Source organism: Mycolicibacterium nivoides (assembly GCF_003855255.1).
Lineage (GTDB): Bacteria > Actinomycetota > Actinomycetes > Mycobacteriales > Mycobacteriaceae > Mycobacterium > Mycobacterium nivoides.
In genome coordinates this window covers 105,579-125,153 of the sequence record NZ_CP034072.1, presented here as the reverse complement: position 1 = coordinate 125,153, position 19,575 = coordinate 105,579, and the positions used below count along the sequence as shown (strand labels likewise).

At 67.3% G+C, this 19,575-nt stretch carries 19 protein-coding genes and 1 pseudogene; 12 read left to right on the top strand and 8 right to left on the bottom strand.

The features are described from left to right. Positions 1-14: 14 nt before the first annotated feature. From atzF to EH231_RS00640, 5 genes are read right to left on the bottom strand one after another with little or no spacing between them, the layout of a single operon-like run. Complete coding sequence (gene atzF / locus EH231_RS00660) at positions 15-1,676, bottom strand: allophanate hydrolase (RefSeq protein WP_124711672.1); 1,662 nt, start codon at positions 1,674-1,676, stop codon at positions 15-17. Next, positions 1,673-3,667, bottom strand: coding sequence for a 5-oxoprolinase/urea amidolyase family protein (locus EH231_RS00655; protein ID WP_124711671.1), 1,995 nt, complete (start codon positions 3,665-3,667; stop codon positions 1,673-1,675). The genes atzF and EH231_RS00655 overlap by 4 nt, the downstream gene beginning before the upstream one ends. 28 nt (positions 3,668-3,695) lie before the next feature. Beyond that, complete coding sequence (locus tag EH231_RS00650) at positions 3,696-4,316, bottom strand: urea amidolyase associated protein UAAP2 (RefSeq protein ID WP_044517130.1); 621 nt, start codon at positions 4,314-4,316, stop codon at positions 3,696-3,698. Beyond that, on the bottom strand, positions 4,313-5,140 hold the full coding sequence (locus tag EH231_RS00645; RefSeq protein WP_090434085.1) for an urea amidolyase associated protein UAAP1: 828 nt from the start codon (positions 5,138-5,140) through the stop codon (positions 4,313-4,315). Before EH231_RS00645 ends, EH231_RS00650 begins: the two co-directional genes overlap by 4 nt. 3 nt (positions 5,141-5,143) lie before the next feature. Then, positions 5,144-6,685, bottom strand: a complete 1,542-nt coding sequence (locus EH231_RS00640; RefSeq protein WP_090434083.1) for an amino acid permease — start codon at positions 6,683-6,685, stop codon at positions 5,144-5,146. Between the two features lie 172 nt (positions 6,686-6,857). Here EH231_RS00640 and EH231_RS00635 point away from each other — a divergent pair, with 172 nt between their 5' ends. From EH231_RS00635 to EH231_RS00605, 6 genes and pseudogenes are all read left to right on the top strand, one after another. Then, complete coding sequence (locus EH231_RS00635; RefSeq protein ID WP_124711670.1) at positions 6,858-7,877, top strand: putative nucleotidyltransferase substrate binding domain-containing protein; 1,020 nt, start codon at positions 6,858-6,860, stop codon at positions 7,875-7,877. Then, positions 7,871-8,677 (top strand): Fic/DOC family protein, encoded by an 807-nt coding sequence (locus EH231_RS00630; protein ID WP_124711669.1) that lies wholly within the window; start codon positions 7,871-7,873, stop codon positions 8,675-8,677. Before EH231_RS00635 ends, EH231_RS00630 begins: the two co-directional genes overlap by 7 nt. Beyond that, positions 8,670-9,323: a nucleotidyltransferase domain-containing protein gene (locus EH231_RS00625; protein ID WP_090434047.1), complete on the top strand. Its 654-nt coding sequence runs from the start codon at positions 8,670-8,672 to the stop codon at positions 9,321-9,323. Before EH231_RS00630 ends, EH231_RS00625 begins: the two co-directional genes overlap by 8 nt. Before the next feature lie 79 nt (positions 9,324-9,402). Then, positions 9,403-9,702: pseudogene (locus EH231_RS34175) on the top strand (methyltransferase family protein); the annotation flags it as partial. A gap of 308 nt (positions 9,703-10,010) precedes the next feature. Next, positions 10,011-11,171, top strand: a complete 1,161-nt coding sequence (locus EH231_RS00610; protein WP_124711668.1) for an LLM class flavin-dependent oxidoreductase — start codon at positions 10,011-10,013, stop codon at positions 11,169-11,171. 19 nt (positions 11,172-11,190) lie between these two features. Then, positions 11,191-12,573, top strand: coding sequence for an NtaA/DmoA family FMN-dependent monooxygenase (locus EH231_RS00605; RefSeq protein ID WP_124711667.1), 1,383 nt, complete (start codon positions 11,191-11,193; stop codon positions 12,571-12,573). A 3-nt stretch (positions 12,574-12,576) separates the two neighbouring features. On the opposite strand, the gene EH231_RS00600 is transcribed toward EH231_RS00605, so the two are convergent. Then, entirely contained in the window at positions 12,577-12,867 is a 291-nt protein-coding gene (locus EH231_RS00600; protein ID WP_124711666.1) for a hypothetical protein, read from the bottom strand. Between the two features lie 57 nt (positions 12,868-12,924). Here EH231_RS00600 and EH231_RS00595 point away from each other — a divergent pair, with 57 nt between their 5' ends. Further along, complete coding sequence (locus tag EH231_RS00595) at positions 12,925-14,184, top strand: HNH endonuclease signature motif containing protein (protein WP_124711665.1); 1,260 nt, start codon at positions 12,925-12,927, stop codon at positions 14,182-14,184. 18 nt (positions 14,185-14,202) lie between these two features. Here EH231_RS00595 and EH231_RS00590 read toward each other — a convergent pair whose 3' ends face one another. Next, positions 14,203-14,895, bottom strand: a complete 693-nt coding sequence (locus EH231_RS00590) for a potassium channel family protein (RefSeq protein WP_124714138.1) — start codon at positions 14,893-14,895, stop codon at positions 14,203-14,205. A gap of 79 nt (positions 14,896-14,974) precedes the next feature. Here EH231_RS00590 and EH231_RS00585 point away from each other — a divergent pair, with 79 nt between their 5' ends. From EH231_RS00585 to EH231_RS00565, 5 genes are all read left to right on the top strand, one after another. After that, the gene (locus EH231_RS00585) at positions 14,975-16,471 is read left to right on the top strand and encodes a potassium/proton antiporter (protein WP_124711664.1); all 1,497 of its coding nucleotides are present in this window, start codon (positions 14,975-14,977) and stop codon (positions 16,469-16,471) included. Between the two features lie 51 nt (positions 16,472-16,522). After that, entirely contained in the window at positions 16,523-17,227 is a 705-nt protein-coding gene (locus EH231_RS00580; RefSeq protein WP_124711663.1) for an HAD family hydrolase, read from the top strand. A 108-nt stretch (positions 17,228-17,335) separates the two neighbouring features. Continuing rightward, positions 17,336-17,770: a DUF6319 family protein gene (locus EH231_RS00575; protein ID WP_124714137.1), complete on the top strand. Its 435-nt coding sequence runs from the start codon at positions 17,336-17,338 to the stop codon at positions 17,768-17,770. Between the two features lie 87 nt (positions 17,771-17,857). Beyond that, on the top strand, positions 17,858-18,043 hold the full coding sequence (locus tag EH231_RS00570; RefSeq protein ID WP_090434029.1) for a DNA-directed RNA polymerase subunit alpha C-terminal domain-containing protein: 186 nt from the start codon (positions 17,858-17,860) through the stop codon (positions 18,041-18,043). A 17-nt stretch (positions 18,044-18,060) separates the two neighbouring features. Then, positions 18,061-18,924, top strand: coding sequence for a hypothetical protein (locus EH231_RS00565; RefSeq protein ID WP_124711662.1), 864 nt, complete (start codon positions 18,061-18,063; stop codon positions 18,922-18,924). A gap of 121 nt (positions 18,925-19,045) precedes the next feature. On the opposite strand, the gene EH231_RS00560 is transcribed toward EH231_RS00565, so the two are convergent. Further along, positions 19,046-19,360, bottom strand: a complete 315-nt coding sequence (locus EH231_RS00560; protein WP_124711661.1) for a DUF732 domain-containing protein — start codon at positions 19,358-19,360, stop codon at positions 19,046-19,048. Positions 19,361-19,575: the final 215 nt, after the last annotated feature.

The following is a 19,575-nucleotide window of genomic DNA, read 5'->3' as shown; positions in this document are numbered from 1 at the left end:
CCACCCATTCCGGCTCAGGCCATCGCGGCCAACCAGCCCCGGTACTCGGTGATGTCACGGCCGTGAGCGGGAGCGATGTGGTCACAACCGAATCCGGTGATCCAGCGGCCGTCGTCGAGCTCCACCTTCCCGAGCATCATCGGCGCGGGTAACTCGGCCAGGAACTCCCCCAGCGCGGCCGGGGACAACAGCCACCGCTCACCCACGATGGGCGCCCCGCCTTCGCCGACGCGGGTCAGGCCCGGCTTGGGCGGAACGGTGTCGAGCGCATACAGGCGGTAGTGCGGCGCGGTGGTGATCGGGCCCGCCCAGCGCGCGCCCCGCCCGGTGAGCTGATGCTCCAACGGCTGCCCGCGCAGATGCGCACCGAACACCGCGAGTTCGGTCAGCGGCGCGCCGCCCGACTCCGGCCAGGTCTCGACCGACGGAACGTCGAGGAACCGGGCTGCCAGATCGGCGATGACGCCATCGTGGAATCCCGGTGCCAGCAGGGTGATTCCGAACTGCGCACCGTCGGACACCACCCCCGCGGGAATCGCGATGGCGCACATGTCGAACAGGTTGCAGAAGTTGGTGTACCGGCCCATCCGGGAGTTCACCGCGACCGGGTCGGCCGCGACGTCGTCGATGCGCGGATGCTCGGGAGCCGTCGGGACCATGAGTGCGTGACAACCGGCGAGCTGGGCCAGCGCCTTACCGCGGAGTTCCTCGACCCGCCACCGGTCCCGCAGCAGGTCCGCCGCCGAATACGTTCCCGCCGCGGTGATGATGGCCGCCACGGTCGGGTCCAGCCTCGCATCGGGACCGGCTGCGCTGACGAACTCCCCTACCGCATCCCACCTTTCAGCGACCAGCGCGCCGCTGTAGAGAAGGCCGGCCGCGGCGAAGAAGTCATCCATGGGAATCGGGACCGTGTCGAATCCGGCGTCATTCGCCTGCCGCACGGCAGCGCCGAACGCGGCCTGCCATTCATCATCGAGCCCGGCCAGTGTGTCCGGTATCGCGATTCGGGGAGTCACCGGCGCGGCGAAAGGGACGTCGGCCGGCCACTGACGGTGCGGCGCACCTGCACTCATCACGGCAATCGCCGACTGGGCAGTGACCAGGTCAGCGGCGAAGATCGTCACACAGTCATAGCTCGCACACGCCGGGACCACACCCTCGGTGGAGACGAGGCCGACCGTGGCTTTGATTCCGACGATGCCCTGAAGTCCGGCCGGAACGCGACCCGACCCCGCGGTGTCGGTGCCGATGGCGATGTCGGCGAAGCCGAGCGCGACGGCCACCGCCGAACCCGAACTCGACCCTCCGGAGATGTAGTCCGGTCGGCGGGAATCCCGCACGGCGCCATAGGGACTGCGTGTCCCCACCAATCCGGTGGCGAACTGGTCGAGGTTGGTCTTCCCGATGACGACAGCACCGGCGGCCTTGAGAGCGGTCACCGCCGGTGCGTCGGCATCGGGAATATAACGGAAATCCGGGCACGCCGCAGTGGTCGGTATCCCGGCCACGTCGACGTTGTCCTTGACGGCGAGCAGTAACCCGGCCAGCGGGCCGTCACCGGCAAGCGCGGCGCGGTGTTCGTCCTCCACCTCGGCCTGCGGGCGCAGGTGGATGAACACCTCGTCGCGTCCGCTCTCGGCGATGGTGCGGTAGATCTCGGCAATGCGGGTCACGCAGACTCCTTTCGTGCGAATTCTCCTGCCGCCGCCCAACGCTCGCGCTCCTCACCCCGGGCGGCTTCCATCGCCGCGCGGGTAGCCGCGATGTCCTCGGCATTGGCGGCCAGGAACTGCTCATGCTCGGCCAGTGAGAACGTTCCGTCGGTGATCTCGACCTGGCCGCGTCCGGCGGCCATGTCGGCACGCAGGTCCAACAGCTCCTCGGCGGACACCGGATACCACTGGATGCGGTCGAAAAACCGCAACAGCCATGGGTGTTCGGGTTCGAAGCCCTGGGCCACCAGTGGGTGCCGGTGGTTCCAGATCTGGGTGGTGCGGCCAACGAACTGGTATCCGCCCGGCCCCTCCATCCCGTAGATGCACAGGTAGGCCCCACCGATACCGACCGCGTTCTCCGGGGTCCAGGTCCGCGCCGGGTTGTACTTGGTCGTCACCAGACGGTGACGCGGATCCAGCGGGGTGGCGACCGGGGCTCCCAGGTAGACATCTCCCAGACCGAGCACCAGATACTCAGCGTCATAGACGATTCGGTGCACGTCGTCGACCGAGGCCAGGCCGTTCATCCGGCGGATGAACTCGATGTTCCACGGGCACCACGGCGCGTCGGCGCGCACGCCGTGCATGTAGCGTTCGATCGCTTCCCGGGTCGACGGGTCATCCCAGCTCAGCGGCAACCGCACGGTGCGACTGGGCACCACGAGGTCCTGCGCGGCGGGCAATGACGCTTCGAGCTCGGTGAGCAACGGCACCAGCTTGGCCTGCGGGAGCCGGGCCGGGTCCACCTTGACCTGCAGCGAACGGATCCCGGGTGTGAGGTCGATCAGCCCGTCCGGCCGGTGTTGTTCCAGCGCGTGGTGCAGCGCATGGGCGCGGGCCCGCAGCGCCAGGTCCAGTCGCATATCGCCGTACTCGACCAGGACGTTGTCGTCCCCGATCCGGCGGTAGGTGACTGTCGTGGTGCCATCGGATGAGGTTGTGCCGGCGATGATTCCGTCGTCCTCGTCACCGCCGGCCGAGAACACCGCGGGGATCGAGGCGCGTCGCTCGGGGCCGACAGTGGCCGGCGCGGGTGCCGCCGACGCCTGGACCGGGACGAACCGGATGGTGGCGCCCGGAGCGAGTTGACCCAGTTTCCAGCGGTCGGCGGCGGTGACGGTGACGGGGCAGACGAAACCACCCAGGCTCGGGCCGTCCGGGCCGAGCAGGATCGGGGTGTCCCCGGTGAAGTCGAGCGATCCAGGGGAATAGGCGTTGTCATGGATGTTCGACGGGTGCAGCCCGGCCTCTCCGCCGTCGGGGCGGGCCCACTCCGGCTTCGGCCCGATCAACCGGACACCGGTGCGGTCGGAGTTGAAGTGCACCTGGTAGTCGTGGTTGAGCAGCGTGTCGATGTCGTTGCGCGTGAAGAACTCCGGTGCGGAGTGCGGGCCGACGGTCACCGCGATGTACCAGTGGGTGCTGATGGCCGGCTGTTCCTCGAACAGGATGCGGCGCCGTGTTCCACCGGCCGCGTCGAGGGTTTCCAGCTTGTCCCCCACGGCCAATGCCCGGCCCTCGTGGCCGCCGAACCGGCCGAGAGTGAATGTCGATGCACTGCCCAGGTATTCGTCGGATTGCAACCCGCCCGCCAGCGCGATGTAGATCCGCAGGCCCGGGCCGTCGACCATTCCCACGTCCAGGACCTGACCGGCCTTGACCAGGACGGGAACCCACTGCGCGACCCGCGTTCCGTCGACGGTCACCGGTGCGGGCGCACCGGTGACGCATACCCAGGTGTCGGTGTCGAACCGCAGCGCCGGTCCGCCCATCGTGGCCTCGAGACCGGGCGCGCCCTCCGGATTGCCGACCGCGATATTGGCCAGCCGGAAGGACACGTCGTCCATCGGTCCCGAGGGCGGCACCCCGATCTGCCAGTACCCGGTCCGCCCCGGCCAGTCCTGGATCGTCGTGGCCATGCCGGGCCGGATCACCTCTATCGCGGTCATGTCGGCTCCTCGCGCAAGTGCTCGTCAGTCATGGGCGCGTCACGACCATCCGCACGGCTGTGGGGTCGAATCCGTTGCACGGGTTGTTGATCTGCGGGCAGTTCGACACCAGCACCAGGGTGTCGATCTCGGCTCGCAGCGACACGGTCTTGCCCGGAGCGGACAGGCCGTCGACGATGCCCAGCGCGCCGTCGGGGTCCACCGGGACGTTCATGAAGAAGTTGATGTTGCTGACGATGTCGGCCTTGGTCAGCCCCCACCGCGCACCCTCGCCGATGAAGTTCTCCACACAGGCGTGCTGATGCTTGGTGTGGTGCCCGTAGCGCAGGGTGTTCGATTCCTGCGAGCAGGCCCCGCCGAGGGTGTCGTGGTTACCGACCTCGTCGTCGACGATGGTCAGCATCGGTGCCCCGTCGCTGTCGCGCAGCACCGATCCCGTGGTCAGGAAGATGTTGCCCTGAGCCGCGATCGTGGCCGGCGCGCTGTACCGCACGCCGTGATCGGCCGCCCCGTAGAACAACGTGTCCACGGCCTGGTTGCCGTGCAGGTCGACGATGGTGAGCACGTCCCCCGCCCGCACGATCTTCGACCACGGGGCGCGGGGCGCGACGATTTCATCGACAACGGTGTGGGCAGCGGTGACAGTCATCGGGCACTCCAGACATCGTCGGAATTCAGGTAGGCGCGTTGGTATTCGGGATCGCGCTCACTGACCGTGGCGCCGATCTCTGCCAGGTCACCGGGCGCTGACCAGGCCAGCACCTCGAGCGAGCCGACGGTGAACTTCGGCGCCGGATCCAGTGGGTGGGCGGTATTGGCGACCGCCACGATCAGCGGCAGATGGGTGATCAGTTCGACGGCGGTGCCGGCTCCGGCCGACCCGGTGGACACCAGCGTGCCGTCGGCGTCCACCCGAACGCCGTGGAAGAACGACAGGCTCGGCGCCACGTCGCGACGGGTCAGCCCGTTCTTGAGGGCGGCTAGCGCGAGCAGTTCCCGCCCGGCGGGGCTGGACGACTCCACCTCGCCCGCACCGTATTTGGCCGCGTTGCCGGTCAGGGTCGTGGTGCCGCACAGGGCGTCGTGGTGGCCCGAGGTGTCGGACACCAGGGTGGCCAGCACCCGTCCCTGGTCGCTCAGCAGCGGGTGCCCTGCCGAAAGATAGGCCTGCCAGGGCACTTTCACGGTGTCGGCGACGTTGAGCCGCTCCCAGGGGGCGTCTGCCCGCCACAGCAGCAGGTGGGCGCACGCGGTGCCATCCAGATCGCGCAACCGCAGCCGGGTGCCGCGGGCCAGCACCTTGTTGGTGTAGCGGCCGCCGGGAACTGTTTCCGCCCATGTCAGTCGCTCGGCCGCAACGCCTTGTGGCGGGGTGGGCCAGCTCGATGCCGGCACGACCGGCATGGAGTCGGTGAGGGTGCCTGCCTGGGCCCGGGCGTGGTCGCGGGCGCCGGTGGTTGTGGCGGTGGTCATCGGTCAGGCTCCGATCGTGACGGGTTTGGGGTGGGTCTTGCCGCGCGGGAAGCACAGTGCGCCGAGGACGACAGCGGCCGCGATGCTCAGGGGTCCGGCCCATTGCAGGATCGGCAATTCGCCGGTGGGGTTGAAGATCTCGGCACGCGGCCATCCCAGGTTGACGATCATCACCGTGCCGTAGAGCACGGCCAGGACGTTCACGACGACACCGAACTTGCCTAAGGAGAACAGCGGCAGGCCTTCGGCATCGACCTGGTTGCGTTGGGCGGGCCAGCCTTTGAGCCGGCGATACAGCAGCGGCGCGGTCACCAGCAGGTAAGCGAGGTAGATCAAGATGATGCAGACGCTGGCCAGGGTCGCGAAGATGGCCGAGTTGCCGACGTTGACCAGCAGCACCCCGATGCACAGCAGGCCGATGAGCACCGAAGGCCAGATCGGCGTGCCGGTGCGGCTGTTGACCCGGGACAGGATCGATGAGGCCGGCAGCCGCCCGTCGCGGGCCATCGAGAACATCAGCCGGGAGGCCGCCGTCTGGATTGCCAAGGTGCAGATCGTGATCGCGATGCAGACGTCGATCAGCAGCACCGTGCCCCACGGTGAGGACAGCACGGTGTCGAGTACGTACGGCAGACCTTCGGTGGCCAGGCGTCCGTCGGTCAGGCTGGGGGCGGCCATCAGAGCGCCCAGGATCATCAGTCCGCCGCCGAGTGCCGAGACCGACAGCGCCAGCCGGATGGTGCGGGGCGCGACACGACGCGGGTTGCGGGTCTCCTCTGCGAGTTCACCCGCCGAGCCGAAACCGACCATGACGTAGGCCGCCATCAATCCCGACATGATCCAGGCCCAGACGTAGCCGGGTTGGCCGCCGGCGTGACCGGTGTCGAACACCACCTGTGGGCCACGTTGGGCATGGGTGAAGAACACTCCGATGACCGCGATGACACCGACGATCTCGCAGATCACCCCGGCGCTGTTGACACGTGACATCCATTTGACGCCAAGGCAATTGATCGTGGTGGTGAGCACCAGCAGGACCGTGCCCAGCAGCACCGCGTTGGCCGCCCCACTCGGGGAGGTCAGGGCCGGGTCCTCCCCGATCACCTGGAACCCGGACCAGATCGACGGCAGCACCACCTGCAGCGCGATCGCCGCGGCCGAGGCGGTGACGATCTGGGCCAGAATCATGAACCAGCCGCCGAACCAGCCGATCACCTCGCCGCCCATCCGCCGGGACCATTGGTAGATGGCCCCCGAGATCGGATAGCGCGCGGCCAACTCGGCGAAGCACAGCGCGACGAGGAACTGGCCGAGGAACACCGCGGGCCAGGTCCAGAAGAAGGCGGGCCCGCCGAAACCGAACCCGAGGCCGAACAGCTGGAAGATCGTGGTCAGAATGGACACGAACGAGAAGCCGGCGGCGAAGGATTCGAACTTGCCGAGCCGACGGTGCAACTGCTGGTCATAGCCAAACTCGGCCAGGTCGTCATGGTCGCCAGAACTGTCGGACACATCACGTCCCGCCGCGGTAGCGCTGCTGGTCATAGGCGTTTTCTCTCAGGCTCGGGGGCGATGCCGCCAGCTCCTTAACTGTCACTTGATAGATAAGCGTCTTGGCGTGTCCGAGCTGTCACCCGCGTGTTTCGTTCATGTAGCCAGCGGTAAGCATTGGGTTGCCGAATCCTCACCGGACCCTTCGCCTGTCACAATCGCCGACATGGCTGTGGCTCCGCTGGACGACGCTCACCGGCGCATCGCGTCGGCGGCCGGCGAGAGCGACCTGGTGGCGGCCGCTGCGGCAGCCCACGATGCGGTGAAGACCGTGATCGACACCCGCGTCGGTGCCGCCTCCGTCGCCGAGGCGTGGTCGGCCGTGGCCCGCGCCGCGCTGTCGACCGCCGCGCGGCTGGTGGCCCCCGACATCGACTGGTACGCCTCGGGCAGCGTCGGCCGCGGGGATGCCCTGCCCGGATCGGACCTGGAAACGCTGGTGGTCCGCGGCCCCGATGTCACCACGGAGTCGGCCCTGCACCAGGCCGCGCACGTCCACGATCTGCTCGCCTGTTGCGGATTCCGCGCCGACGACAACGGTGCGGTCGCCTCCCGGGTGCGGTTCAACCGCACGGCCCAGGACTGGGCGGTCGGCATCGGCCGATGGGCCGGCGACCCCACGGCCGATCGGGGTGTGGTGATGATCGGTCTGCTGGCCGACGCCGTTCCCGTCGGTGACGGACCCGATATCCGCGACCAGGCCGGTATCGCAGCCCGGGCGCAGCCGGCCGCGCTGGCGGCGATGCTGCAGGACTCCACCTTCGCCCGCGCCTACGTCCCGTCCCGGCTGCGCATACTGACGTCCAGTGACAGCCGCATCGACATCAAGCTCGCAGCCGTCGACCCGGTAGTCCGCATCGCGCGCTGGGCCGCGCTCAGTTGCGGATCCGACGCGCTGACCACCGCCGACCGGATCGCCGCGGCGGCCGGCACCCGCTACCTCGACGCCGACGACGCCCGGGCGCTCGCGAAATGTCACGCCATCGGGTCCAGCATCCGCTGGCGAGTGCGGGCCGCGCGTTGGCCGGCTGCCGGCGGCGACTCGGCCGGTTTCCCAGAGCGGGTCGAATTGTCAGAACTCTCACCGCAGGACCGCACCGCCCTGCGCAGCATCGGCCGCGAACTCACGGGGGTCCGGCGCAAACTCGACTACCTGGCGTCGACCTCGACGTTTTCGACGTGGTGACCGAGCCCGACGAGGCTGAGCGTCATGCCCTGGCCCAGACCGTTGCCGCCGAACGACTGGAGGGCTGGCGGCCCACGCCGGACCAGATCGACTCCCTGACTGCTCTGCTCTGCGGCGCCGAGACCTTCGGCGAGTACCTCGGACGGCATCTCCCCACCGCTGCCCCACCGCTGCGCCGACGAGTGTTCGCCCGTCGCCGCCCGTATTTCATCCCGGGAACATCAGTGCTGCGCAACAACTTCGGCGTGCAGGACGCCACGGTGCTCGCGCAGCTGGAATTCGTGGCGACCGCCGGCAGAATCCTGCAAGTACACCTCCGGGCCCAGGACACGGATCTGAACATCCGGTCGCTGCATCAGCACGTGTTCGGGGATGTCTACGCCTGGGCAGGCGAACCGCGCATCGTCGAACTCCGCAAGGGTGACAGCTCCTTCGGCCTGTGCGCTCGCATTCCACATGCCCTGGAGGCACTGCACGTCGAGATCGGCAGGCTCGCCGACGAGGGCCGCGAGATCGACGACGGCACGCTTTCCTACCGGCTGGCCCGAATCTATGCCGACTACAACCAGACCCATCCGTTCCGCGAAGGCAACGGGCGCACCGGGACTCTGCTGCTGCACCTGCTCGCCGACCGGGCCGGGCGCCGGTTACGCCTCGACGGAATGTCCCGTTCCGAGTGGGTCAGTGCGTCCCGTGATTCGATGCCGTTCCGGCGCGACGGGCGCGCCGACCCGCGACCGTTCCTGGCCGTGCTGCGCGGGCGGCTGCGGCCACAGAGGATATTGGACGCCGATGTCTGATGACCTTCCCCCGCACGGCCTGGCGATCAGCGCCGATGAGGCCGACCAGCTTTGGGACCCATGGACGCCGGCCGAGGTAGCCCGCCGGCTGGCCGGTGTCGATGCTCCGTGGTGTGTGGCCGCAGGTTGGGCGATCGATCTGTACCTGGGCGATCCGCCGCGCCCACATGCCGACATCGAGATTGCCGTCCCCCGCCGGGACTTTCCGCAGATCGCCAGTGCACTCGTCGGATTCGATTGGGACGTGGCAGGCGGTGGCCGGTTGTGGCCCTACTCCGACGTGTGCGATCACCCCGCCCTGCACCAAACCTGGTGCCGCGACCCGACCACCGGGCGGTATCACCTCGATGTCTTCCGCGAGCCGCACAGCGGGGATCAATGGCAGTGCCGGCGCGATCCGTCGATCACGTTGCCCTACCAGGAACTGATCGGCTTCCGCCACGGAATCCCCTACCTGGTCCCGGAAGTCGCGCTGCTGTTCAAGGCGCACCGCACCGCAGCCAAAGACGAGCAGGACTTCCGCCGCGCAGCACCACGACTGACGAGTACGGGGCAAACACGGCTCCTGAGCTGGCTGACCCGGCTTTACCCCGGCCACCCCTGGTTGGCGCAATTACGGACTCAGGGATTCGGATCCGTCAGGTAGCGCTGCACGGTCGGCCCCATCCAGGCGACCAGGCCCTCGAGACCGGCCGACGCCAGCGGTGCTGATTGCCCCGGCCACCATGACGGTCTTCATTCCCGGCCTGATCATCTGGATGACCGGCGTGAAAGCACCCGACCTCAGCACCTCGACGGGCCTGCTCCTCGCCCTCGCAGGCGCCGGCCTGATCGCGCTCGGGCTGTGGTTCCTGATCTGGACGGTCGTGCTGTTCGACCGCGTCGGCGACGGCACACTGGCCATCGGTTCTCCGATCAACCTCGTGCTCCGCGGGCCGTATCGACACGTCCGGAATCCGATGATGACCGCGGTGTTCTGCATCCAGCTCGGCACGGCCGTCGCCACGGCCTCACCCTGGCTGTTCGCCTGGTTCGCCCTGTTCTGCACCGTCGTCGTCATCGCGATCCCGACGATCGAGGAACCCCCACCTCGTCAGGCGGTTCGGTGCGCAATACGGGGCATACCGCCGTCACGTGCCCCGCTGGATTCCGCGGGTGACGCCGTGGATCCCGGCCTGACGCCCACGCGGAGCCACGGGTTTCGCATCACCCTGCGTCGATCTCTTCAGGCAGGTCAGACTGGGTTGGACACTCGCAGCGGCATTCGCCCGGGATTACCGGGGTGTGAGCTCGCGTTGTCGCCAGAGACCGCGACTGAAAGTGAGAACCGTCGATGGGCACCCCACTGCACCTCGCCGTCGCACTCGATGGCACCGGCTGGCACCCGGCATCCTGGCGCGAGCCGCTGGCCCGCGCGGGCGAAACGCTCTCGCCGCGGTACTGGACCGACCTGGTCAGGCAGGCCGAAGGCGGCCTGCTGGACTTCGTCACGATCGAGGACGGACTCACCCTGCAGTCCGATCACCCGTTCCGCCCCGATGACCGCACCGACCAGGTGCGCGGCCGTCTCGACGCGGTGCTCATCGCCGCGCGCGTCGCGCCTCGCACCCGACACATCGGGTTGGTGCCCACCGTCGTCACCACCCACACCGAGCCGTTCCATGCGTCCAAGGCCATCGCGACACTCGACTACGTGAGCACCGGTCGCGCCGGGGTCCGGGTCCAGGTGTCCTCTCGCCGGGATGCCGCAGCACACTTCGGCCGCCGCGCACTGCCCGAGGATCGTTCCGCGCTGACCACCGAATTGTTCGGCGAGGCCGCAGATTACGTGGAAGTGCTGCGTCGCTTGTGGGACAGCTGGGAGGACGACGCTGAGATCCGCGATGTGGCCAGTGGCAGGTTCGTCGACCGAAACAAACTGCACTACATCGATTTCGAGGGCGCGTCGTTCTCGGTGAAGGGGCCGTCGATCACCCCGCGGCCGCCGCAGGGGCAACCGATCGTGGCCGCACTCGGCCACGTCGACCCCGCCTACCAGCTCATCGCGGGCAGCACCGACGTCGGGTTCGTCACCCCGCACAGCGCCGGCGAGGTCACTGCCCTGGTCGACACCATCGCCGCGCTCCGCCCCACGCAGGCTCCGCCGGTTCGGGTATTCGCCGACCTGGTGGTCTTCCTCGACGACACGACCGATGCGGCGCGGGCCCGACGCGACCGCCTCGACGGGCTGGCCGGCACCGAATACCGCAGCGACGCCGAGATTTTTGTCGGAACCCCGAGCGAGTTGGCCGACCTGTTGCAGGCCTGGCACACCGCCGGCGCCACCGGCTTCCGGCTGCGCCCGGCGTCCCTGCCGCACGACCTGCAGCAGATCACCGATGCACTGGTCCCCGACCTGCAACGCCGCGGCTTGTTCCGCGAGGCTTACGAAGCCTCCACGCTGCGTGGCCTGCTCGGCCTCACCCGCCCCGCCAACCGCAACACGACCGTCTGACACGGACCAGGAAACGCCCATGAGCAAGCCCGTCAAGCAGATTCATCTGGCCGCACATTTCCCGGGGGTCAACAACACCACGGTGTGGAGCGACCCCGAATCCGGCAGCCACATCGAATTCGATTCCTTCGTCCGGTTCGCGCAGACCGCTGAACGCGGCAAGTTCGACTTCCTGTTCCTGGCCGAAGGATTGCGGCTGCGCGAACAAGGCGGCCAGATCTACGACCTCGACGTCGTCGGGCGCCCGGACACGTTCACGGTGCTGGCCGCGCTGGCCGCGGTGACCGATCGGCTCGGTCTGACCGGCACGATCAACTCGACGTTCAACGAACCCTATGAAGTGGCACGGCAATTCGCCTCGCTGGACCACCTGTCCGACGGCAGGGCCGCCTGGAACGTCGTCACCTCCTGGGATGCCTTCACAGGCGAGAACTTCCGCCGCGGCGGCTTCCTTCCCGAAAACCAGCGCTACGAACGGGCCGAGAGCTTCCTGGCCGCCACCCACACGCTGTTCGACTCCTGGCACGGTGACGAAGTCGTCGCCGACAAGGACTGGGGCGTGTTTCTGTCTGACCCGGCTGCCGGTGAGTTCGCCTACCGCGACGATCATTTCGATATCAGCGGACGATTCAACGTCCCCCGCAGCCCGCAGGGGCGTCCGGTGATCTTCCAGGCCGGCGACTCCGATCACGGGCGCGAGTTCGCCGCGGCGGCCGCCGATGCCATCTTCTCGCGATACGGGACGCTGGAGGAGGGTCAGAAGTTCTATGCCGACGTCAAGGGTCGTCTGGCCAAATACGGTCGCCGTCACGACCAGTTGCTGATTCTTCCCGCAGCCACCTTCGTCCTCGGGGACACCGACGACGAGGCTGCCGACCTGGCCCACGAAGTGCGGCTGGCCCAGGTGTCCCCCGCCACCGCGATCAAATTCCTCGAACAGCTGTGGAACCGCGACCTTTCCGATCACGATCCGGATGGTCCGTTGCCCACGGTCGACCCGGTGGTCGGTGAGAACACCATCGCCAAGGGCAGGGCCAGTGTGCGGATGCACCGCGACCCGATCGCGGTCGCCAACGAATGGCGCGCCAAGGCCGAGGCACACAACCTGACCACCCGCGAGCTCATCGTCGAGGTGACCGGGCGGCAGAACTTCGTCGGCTCGGCCGCCACGATCGCCGCATCCATCGACCATCTGGTGCAATCCGACGCCAGCGACGGCTTCATCCTGGTCCCCCACGTCACCCCGGGCGGGCTCGACCCGTTCGTCGACCGCGTCGTCCCACTGCTGCAGGAGCGCGGTGTGTTCCGCACCGACTACGAGGGGACGACTCTGCGCGAGCATCTGGGGCTGGCTCTGCCAGAGCTCCCGGGACACGGGGAGCACACGGCCGCAACGGGATAGCGGCTACTCGTCCGCCTCGTCGGGTTCGGTGCGGTCCTTATACTCCCAGCTCGCGCCCGCGGTCAGCGTGCCGGGCTCCAACTCGGTGCGCCCGGCGTCGCGCACGTGCACCGTCTGCGCCAGGATCTCGTCGGGCTTGCCACCGATCACGATGACCGGATGCTCGTACTCGATGCCATAGAGCTTGAGCGCCGCATGTACGGCGTGCGCCGCGGCCTTGCCGCGCGACATCTTGGCGTTCGAGTTGACCCTGATGACCAGCCGACGTTCCGGTCCGGCGTCTTCGGCGTCCATGGCATCAGACTAAAGCTTGATCCAGAACTTGTCGTACCCCTCTGCGATGATGGTGTCATGTCTTCCACCGCAGCCACTTTCGACGCTGAGGTGAGCCCGGCGCAGCGTCTGGAGGTGCTGTTCGAGGAGTTGCCAGAGCTGACCGGTCAACGCAACGCGATCGACGGACGCATCGTCGAGATCGTCGCCGAACTGGACCGCGACGAACTGTGCGGCGCCACCGGCGCCCGCTCGATCGCCGCGCTGGTGGCCTGGAAGACCGGTGTGACGCCCCACAACGCCGACACCGTCGTCGCAGTCGCACGTCGACTCGACGAGTTCCCCCGCTGCGCCGAAGGCATGCGCGCGGGTCGGCTGTCACTGGATCAGGTCGGTGTCATCGCCGAGAAGGCTGCCGACGGATCCGATGAGCACTATGCGGAACTTGCCGCGGTGGCGACGGTTACTCAGCTGCGCACGGCGGTCAAACTCGAGCCACGTCCCCAACCCGACGCACAGCCCGAGCCCGAACCCGAACACTCGATCACCAAAACCGTCGAAGACGGGTACACGACCTACCGGATCCGGTTGCCGCGGATCGAGGCGGCGAAGTTCGATGCCGCCATGCAGTCGCATCACGATGCGCAGATCGCGGACTGGAAACGCGATCACGACGCGGATGATGGTCAGGCGCCGCCGTTCCCCAACTGTGTGGATGCGTTCATGGGTGTGGTGGAGGCAAGTTGGGATGCCGAGGCGGCGCGCCGTCCGCATGGGCAGCACACCACGGTGGTCGTGCACGTCGACCTCGGCAATGACGGCCACAAGCCGGTCGCCGCACTGCATCTGGGTCCGCTGCTGACCGACGACGAACGACGTGAGCTGCTGTGCGACGCCACGTACGAAGCCTGGTTTGAACGCCACGGGCAGGTGATCGGCGCCGGGCGCACCACCCGGCAGATCAGCCGCCGGCTGCGCCGGGTCCTGGAGCACCGCGACCGCTGCTGTGCGGTGCCCGGCTGCGGGGCCACCCGCGGTCTGCACGCCCACCACATCGTGCACTGGGAAGATGGCGGGCCGACCGACCTGGACAACCTGGTGCTGGTCTGCCCGTATCACCACCGGTTGCATCACCGCAACGGCATCACGATCACCGGGCCCGCGAACCGGCTGGTGGTCACCGACAGCGCCGGCCGACAGTCACACGGCGGATCACTGGCCCGCCCTCCGACCACACCCCCACCCGATGTCCCACCCTGTCCCGGACCGACCGGGGAACGCGCCCACTGGTGGTGGTACCAACCCTTCCAACCCCAGCCACCACCGGCAACCAATTAGCCGCGCGACCGCCACGCGTCACGGTTCGTCGGAGACCACTTCCCTGAGGAACTCCCCGCCGTGGATGGCGGCCAGCAGAGAACTCTCCGAACTGCGCGTAGCGGTGAAGAGCAGCTCGTCGCCCGCCTCGAGCACATCATCGGGCTTGGGCAGCCTGACCTTGTTGCCGCGAACGACTGTCACCAACGCGGTGTCCGCCGGCAGGTCCAACCGGTCCACCCGCTGCCCGACCACCGGGTTGTCTTGCGGAAGAGTGAGTTTCGTCAGTTCCACCCGTCCCCCGCGCAGCATCATCAGTCGCACCAGGTGCCCGACGTCGATTGCACCTTCGACACCGGCCACTAGGGAGCCCGGCGTCGACACCGCGACATCGATGCCCCAGTCCTGGCCGAACAACCATTGGTTGCGGATGTCGTTGATGCGGGCCACCACCCGCGGCACCCCGAACTCCGACTTGGCCAGCAACCCGACCACGAGATTGGACTTGTCGTCACCGGTGGCCGCGATCAGCACGTCGCAGGTTTCTATCCCGGCCTCCTCCATCGCCGAGAGTTCGCAGGCGTCGGCCAGCAACCAGTCGGCGCCCGGTACCGTGTGGGGCTCATACCGGCGGTGCAGCTGCTCGATGAGCAAGACCTTGTGGCCGTTCTCGAGCAACTCACGCGCAACGGAACGACCCACATTGCCCGCCCCGGCAACCACTACTCGCATATTCCGTTCCGCCACTCAACCATTTTCGCCTATTCGCACGGCACACTCACGGCCCTTCGTCCTGATTAACTGATTCCCGATGAGCCTGAACCAGCTGTACCTGACCTTGCTCACCGGCGGCATCGTGCTGCTGGCGAGCATCATCGGCACGCGCGTCGCGACCCGGATCGGGTTCCCCAGCCTGCTGTTCTTCCTGCTGGTCGGCATGGTGCTGGGCGTCGACGGGATCGGGCTGGAGTTCAACAACGTCGAACTTGCCCGCAACGTGTGCACCACGGCGCTGGCGATCGTGCTCGTCGAAGGTGGTTTGACCACACGCTTCTCCGATATCCGCGGCGTCCTGGCACCCGCGTCGGCGCTGGCCACCGTCGGCGTGGTGGTCAGCACTCTCATCACCGCCGTCGGTGCGCACCTGCTGCTGGGCATGGACTGGCAACTCGCGCTGCTGCTCGGGGCGATCGTCGCCTCCACCGACGCGGCCGCCGTGTTCTCGGTGCTGCGAATCCTGCCGCTGCCCCGCCGGCTGGCCGGCCTGCTGGAGGCCGAATCCGGTTTCAACGACGCGCCCGCGGTCATCCTCGTGCTGATGTTCAGCGTGGTGCCGTTCGTGTTCCACCCCGAAGGCGCCATCACCGATCTGCTCTACGAACTGGTCACCGGTTCGCTGCTGGGCTTGGGCGTGGGGTTCGCCGGGGCGTTCGCCTTGCGCCGGATCGCGCTGCCCGCCTCGGGTCTCTATCCGATCGCCACGTTCGGGCTCGGTTTCATTGCGTTCGCCGCCGCAGGCAGTGCCCACGCGAGCGGATTCATCGCCGCGTATCTGTCGGCAGTGGTCCTGGCAAACTCGGGCCTGCCGCACAAGTCAGCCACCCGTTCCTTCGCCGAGGGGGTGGGCTGGCTGGCACAGATCGGTCTGTTCGTACTCCTCGGGTTGCTGGTTAACCCGCACGATCTGCCCGGCGACATCATCCCGGCGATCGTCATCGGGCTGGTGCTGCTGCTGATCGCCCGGCCGGTGTCAGTGGTGCTGTCGCTGGCCGGATTCCGGATCCCGCTGCGCGAACAACTCTTTCTGTCCTGGGCCGGGCTGCGCGGTGCGGTGCCGATCGTGCTCGCCACCTTCCCGATCGTCGCCGGTGTGCCCGACAGCTACCGGCTGCTCAACATCGTGTTCGTCCTCGTCGTGATCTTCACCCTGATACAGGCGCCCAGCATCCGATTCGTGGCGAACGCGCTGGGCCTGATCACCCGCGACATCACCCGTGAGATCCAGGTCGAGGCCGCGCCGCTGGATGTGCTCGACGCCGAGCTGCTGACCATGACCGTGCAACCCCATTCGAGGCTGCACAACGTGACGATCCTCGAACTGCGCCTGCCTGATCCGGCGGTGATCACGCTGATCATCCGCAACGGCCGCACGTTCGTCCCGCTACCGGACACGCGCATCGCCGTCGGCGACGAACTGCTCATCGTCACCACGAGCAAGATGCGGCACGCGGCCGAGGCACGGATGCGCGCTGTGAGCCGGCGAGGCAAGCTCGCCTACTGGTTCGACGAATACGGGCTCGAGGACTGAGCGTTGCCAGCGCCCCGTTTGCCCCACTGTCAGACGGGTATACCGCGCGGCATGGCAAGTACGTCGAGCAATCCCTTTGCGGTGCTGTTCGACGTCGACGGAACCCTCGTCGACTCGAACTACCTCCACGTGCACGCCTGGGCCCAGGCGTTCCGCGAGGAGAACATCGACGTGGAGTCCTGGCGGATACATCGCAGTATCGGCATGGACGGCAGCACCCTGGTGAGGACCCTGTCCGAGGACGCCAGTGATGCTGTGCAGCAACGGCTCAAGGACCGTCACAGCAGTCTCTACACGGACAGCGCAGATCTGATCGTGCGCCTCCCGGGCGCACGAGAACTGCTGCACCATCTCGCTGAGAACGGGGTCCGGGTGGTCCTCGCCAGTTCCGCGCCGGAAGACGAACTCGCCATCACCCGAGAGGTTCTCGACAGCGACGACGCCATCGCGGCGGCAACGTCGTCGAAGGACGTGGACACCGCCAAGCCCGACCCTGGCATCGTCAAGATGGCCCTCGAACGCGCCGGCGTATCCGCCGGTCAGGCGGTCTTCGTCGGCGACGCGGTGTGGGACGGTAAAGCCGCGACTCGCGCCGGCGTGCCGTTCATCGGCGTACGTTGCGGCGGCGTCGCCGACTGTGAACTCGAAAAGGCCGGTGCGCAGGGAATTTTCGACGATCCGCGTGACCTGCTCCAGCACCTGGACAGCTCTGTCGTCGGCGCTCGAATCAGCGAGGTTGTCCACCCGGCAAAGTGAACGCAGCGGGCGTGTCGACTTGACCACGGACATCGAACGTGTGTTCTAATGTCTGCGACCGCCAGCCCGCCCAGCGCAAGCGATGCTTAGAAGGAGTTCACCGTGACAATGACTGTAGACACTCAGGCGCCAGAAACGTTGACCACCGACTCCGACACCCCCGACACATTGACCTCCCCGACCGGGAGCACGCCCGAGACCGACGCGCCCGCCTCCGAAGCGCCCGCCGACGACAAGCCCAGGAAAGCCCCGGCCAAAAAGGCAGCGGGCAAGCGGTCCAAGACAATCGAGCTGACCCTCACCGTGACCGGTACGGCCGACGGCGAGTGGCACGCCGAACTCAAGCAGGGCACCACCTATCTCGCCCGCAACCTCGCGGTCGCGGCCGCCGCGGTCTCCCGCGCCGCCAAGGAACTTCACGATGACCTCGCCACCCCGATCGACGAGATCATCGAGGAAGCACGCTCCCAGCAGGCCGCCAGAGTCGCCGCACTGGAAGCCGAACTCGAAGCGGCCCGCAAGGTCTTGTCCGACTTGAAGTGAGGCGGTCAAGCGAAGTCGGTCCGGTACGCTCACCGCGACGAGCGCGATAAGGCATCGCGCGTCGCCGTTTCAGCTACGGTCAGCGGTATGGGTGAAGGCCAAGAGTTGCCCCCGATCCCGGCCGACTTCGAGCAGTTCACCCCCCGCACCGCACGCGCACTGGTCCGCGGGGGCTACCGCCGACTCGGCGAGGTTCAGTCGGCCAGTGACGCCGAACTCCTGGCGTTACGCAACTTCGGGTATCTCAGCCTCGCCGAAGTGCGGGCTGTGTAGATGTCGGCGGCCTCGGGATGAAGAGCGCCGCCGACCGCGCTGACGATCAGGTGGCAACCGTCCGCGACGACCCAGCCGGACGGGTTGCCCTGATGGCCGCACTCTACGAGGGCTCTCCAAACCGACGGGGCGACCACCTGCCCTACCGTCGCGCGGCCTTGGCGTTCATGGGCTGGCAGATCCGCCGCGGTCTGCTCAATCCCACCCGGTCAGCCGACGAGATCCCGCCCGGAAGCCCGTGGTGGCGCGCGGTCAACGAGCGACTGCTTCACGACACCGCCGAATCAAGAGCAGTTCTTGAGGGGCACAGGAACGAGGCTTCCTCGCCCAGCGCACAGCTGTGCATCGAATTCGCCCGGCGCCCAACGGTTCACAACTGGTATCGGGCCCACAACGCCGCTGTGGTCGCCGCCTATCTCGACCACGAACAGCTGGCGGCGCGCGAGAACCCGATCGAGCGGTTCTTCATCAACCTGGTGCTGGTGCGGGTGTTGTTCGCTCACGCACTCGTCGCAGCGCCTCGTCTCGCGCTCGGCTGGTGCGCCCCGCTGGCCCCCTTGCTCGGCGACCCTCGTCTGGGCATGACCGGCATCTTCCTGTCCCTCTCGCGAGTTCTGCCCGACACGTACCCGCTCGGAGGGAAGCTCTCGGACTACGTTGACGACGAACACAGCTTCGGCCACGTCCTCGACATCGGGCTGATCCGCCCACGCATCGAGGCACTGTTCGCGTGGTCCGCCGATGAGCTCGGAGAGTCACGCGTTCCGGCGCTACTCGTCGACGGCGTGCCCGCCTATTCAGGGATCGACAACGCTGCCGTCTGGAACCTGTCGCCGCATGTCCCGGCGCGCCTCATCCGGCGCTTGATACCCGTTTCGTGATCGGGGCCGTGCGAAAGCTCTTGTCCGACTTGGAGCGAGGCGTTTCTGTCGAATCAGATGCCGGCCTCCGCCGCAGCGGGCTTTTCGCCTACAGAACTACGGAGCAGGCCAGCACCTTTCGTCATGGCGCGGGTGCGAGCGTGTCCGGACACAGCTCATGTTGGGCGGCGTCCACCATTTGAGGATTTGCCCAACCGATCAATTCAAAGGACATCAGGACATTTTCCGGGGTCGCACCGTCGTAGTGCAGCTTGTCGCAGATGGTGCGACCGAGCGCCAGCAACGACGTCGACGGCAAGAGTTGGGGCCCGAGCGCCCCGAGATAACTCTGCTCATCAGCTTGAGCATTTCCTGATGCTCCAATCGCGAACGACGCGAAACTTGCTGCTATGACGATCGATAGCGTCATCCGGCGACTGACCGCTTGGCTTTTCACGAGCGGAACGGTACCGGTCCAATTGGATTTATCTGTGGCTTTTCAACTAATCATCTGACTGAATCGTCAATTTTTTTGACGGATCGACGGCAGCCGTTGCGCCCGAGGGCAGCGAGCCCGTGTCGTTTCCAGTTCTCCGCTGGCAGTTCCATTTGTACATTGGCAAAAGTTGGCAATTGCCGGAACTCGCTGGAACGTTGGTGCCCAAAGGCCTG

What these genes read in the sequence shown, in the direction of transcription:
- EH231_RS00655 (WP_124711671.1), bottom strand. Translation starts at nt 3,667, where the DNA reads ATGACCGCGATAGAGGTGATCCGGCCCGGCATGGCCACGACGATCCAG.
- EH231_RS00650 (WP_044517130.1), bottom strand. Translation starts at nt 4,316, where the DNA reads ATGACTGTCACCGCTGCCCACACCGTTGTCGATGAAATCGTCGCGCCC.
- EH231_RS00645 (WP_090434085.1), bottom strand. Translation starts at nt 5,140, where the DNA reads ATGACCACCGCCACAACCACCGGCGCCCGCGACCACGCCCGGGCCCAG.
- EH231_RS00640 (WP_090434083.1), bottom strand. Translation starts at nt 6,685, where the DNA reads ATGACCAGCAGCGCTACCGCGGCGGGACGTGATGTGTCCGACAGTTCT.
- EH231_RS00635 (WP_124711670.1), top strand. Translation starts at nt 6,858, where the DNA reads ATGGCTGTGGCTCCGCTGGACGACGCTCACCGGCGCATCGCGTCGGCG.
- EH231_RS00625 (WP_090434047.1), top strand. Translation starts at nt 8,670, where the DNA reads ATGTCTGATGACCTTCCCCCGCACGGCCTGGCGATCAGCGCCGATGAG.
- EH231_RS00610 (WP_124711668.1), top strand. Translation starts at nt 10,011, where the DNA reads ATGGGCACCCCACTGCACCTCGCCGTCGCACTCGATGGCACCGGCTGG.
- EH231_RS00605 (WP_124711667.1), top strand. Translation starts at nt 11,191, where the DNA reads ATGAGCAAGCCCGTCAAGCAGATTCATCTGGCCGCACATTTCCCGGGG.
- EH231_RS00600 (WP_124711666.1), bottom strand. Translation starts at nt 12,867, where the DNA reads ATGGACGCCGAAGACGCCGGACCGGAACGTCGGCTGGTCATCAGGGTC.
- EH231_RS00595 (WP_124711665.1), top strand. Translation starts at nt 12,925, where the DNA reads ATGTCTTCCACCGCAGCCACTTTCGACGCTGAGGTGAGCCCGGCGCAG.
- EH231_RS00590 (WP_124714138.1), bottom strand. Translation starts at nt 14,895, where the DNA reads ATGCGAGTAGTGGTTGCCGGGGCGGGCAATGTGGGTCGTTCCGTTGCG.
- EH231_RS00585 (WP_124711664.1), top strand. Translation starts at nt 14,975, where the DNA reads ATGAGCCTGAACCAGCTGTACCTGACCTTGCTCACCGGCGGCATCGTG.
- EH231_RS00580 (WP_124711663.1), top strand. Translation starts at nt 16,523, where the DNA reads ATGGCAAGTACGTCGAGCAATCCCTTTGCGGTGCTGTTCGACGTCGAC.
- EH231_RS00575 (WP_124714137.1), top strand. Translation starts at nt 17,336, where the DNA reads ATGACTGTAGACACTCAGGCGCCAGAAACGTTGACCACCGACTCCGAC.
- EH231_RS00570 (WP_090434029.1), top strand. Translation starts at nt 17,858, where the DNA reads ATGGGTGAAGGCCAAGAGTTGCCCCCGATCCCGGCCGACTTCGAGCAG.
- EH231_RS00565 (WP_124711662.1), top strand. Translation starts at nt 18,061, where the DNA reads ATGAAGAGCGCCGCCGACCGCGCTGACGATCAGGTGGCAACCGTCCGC.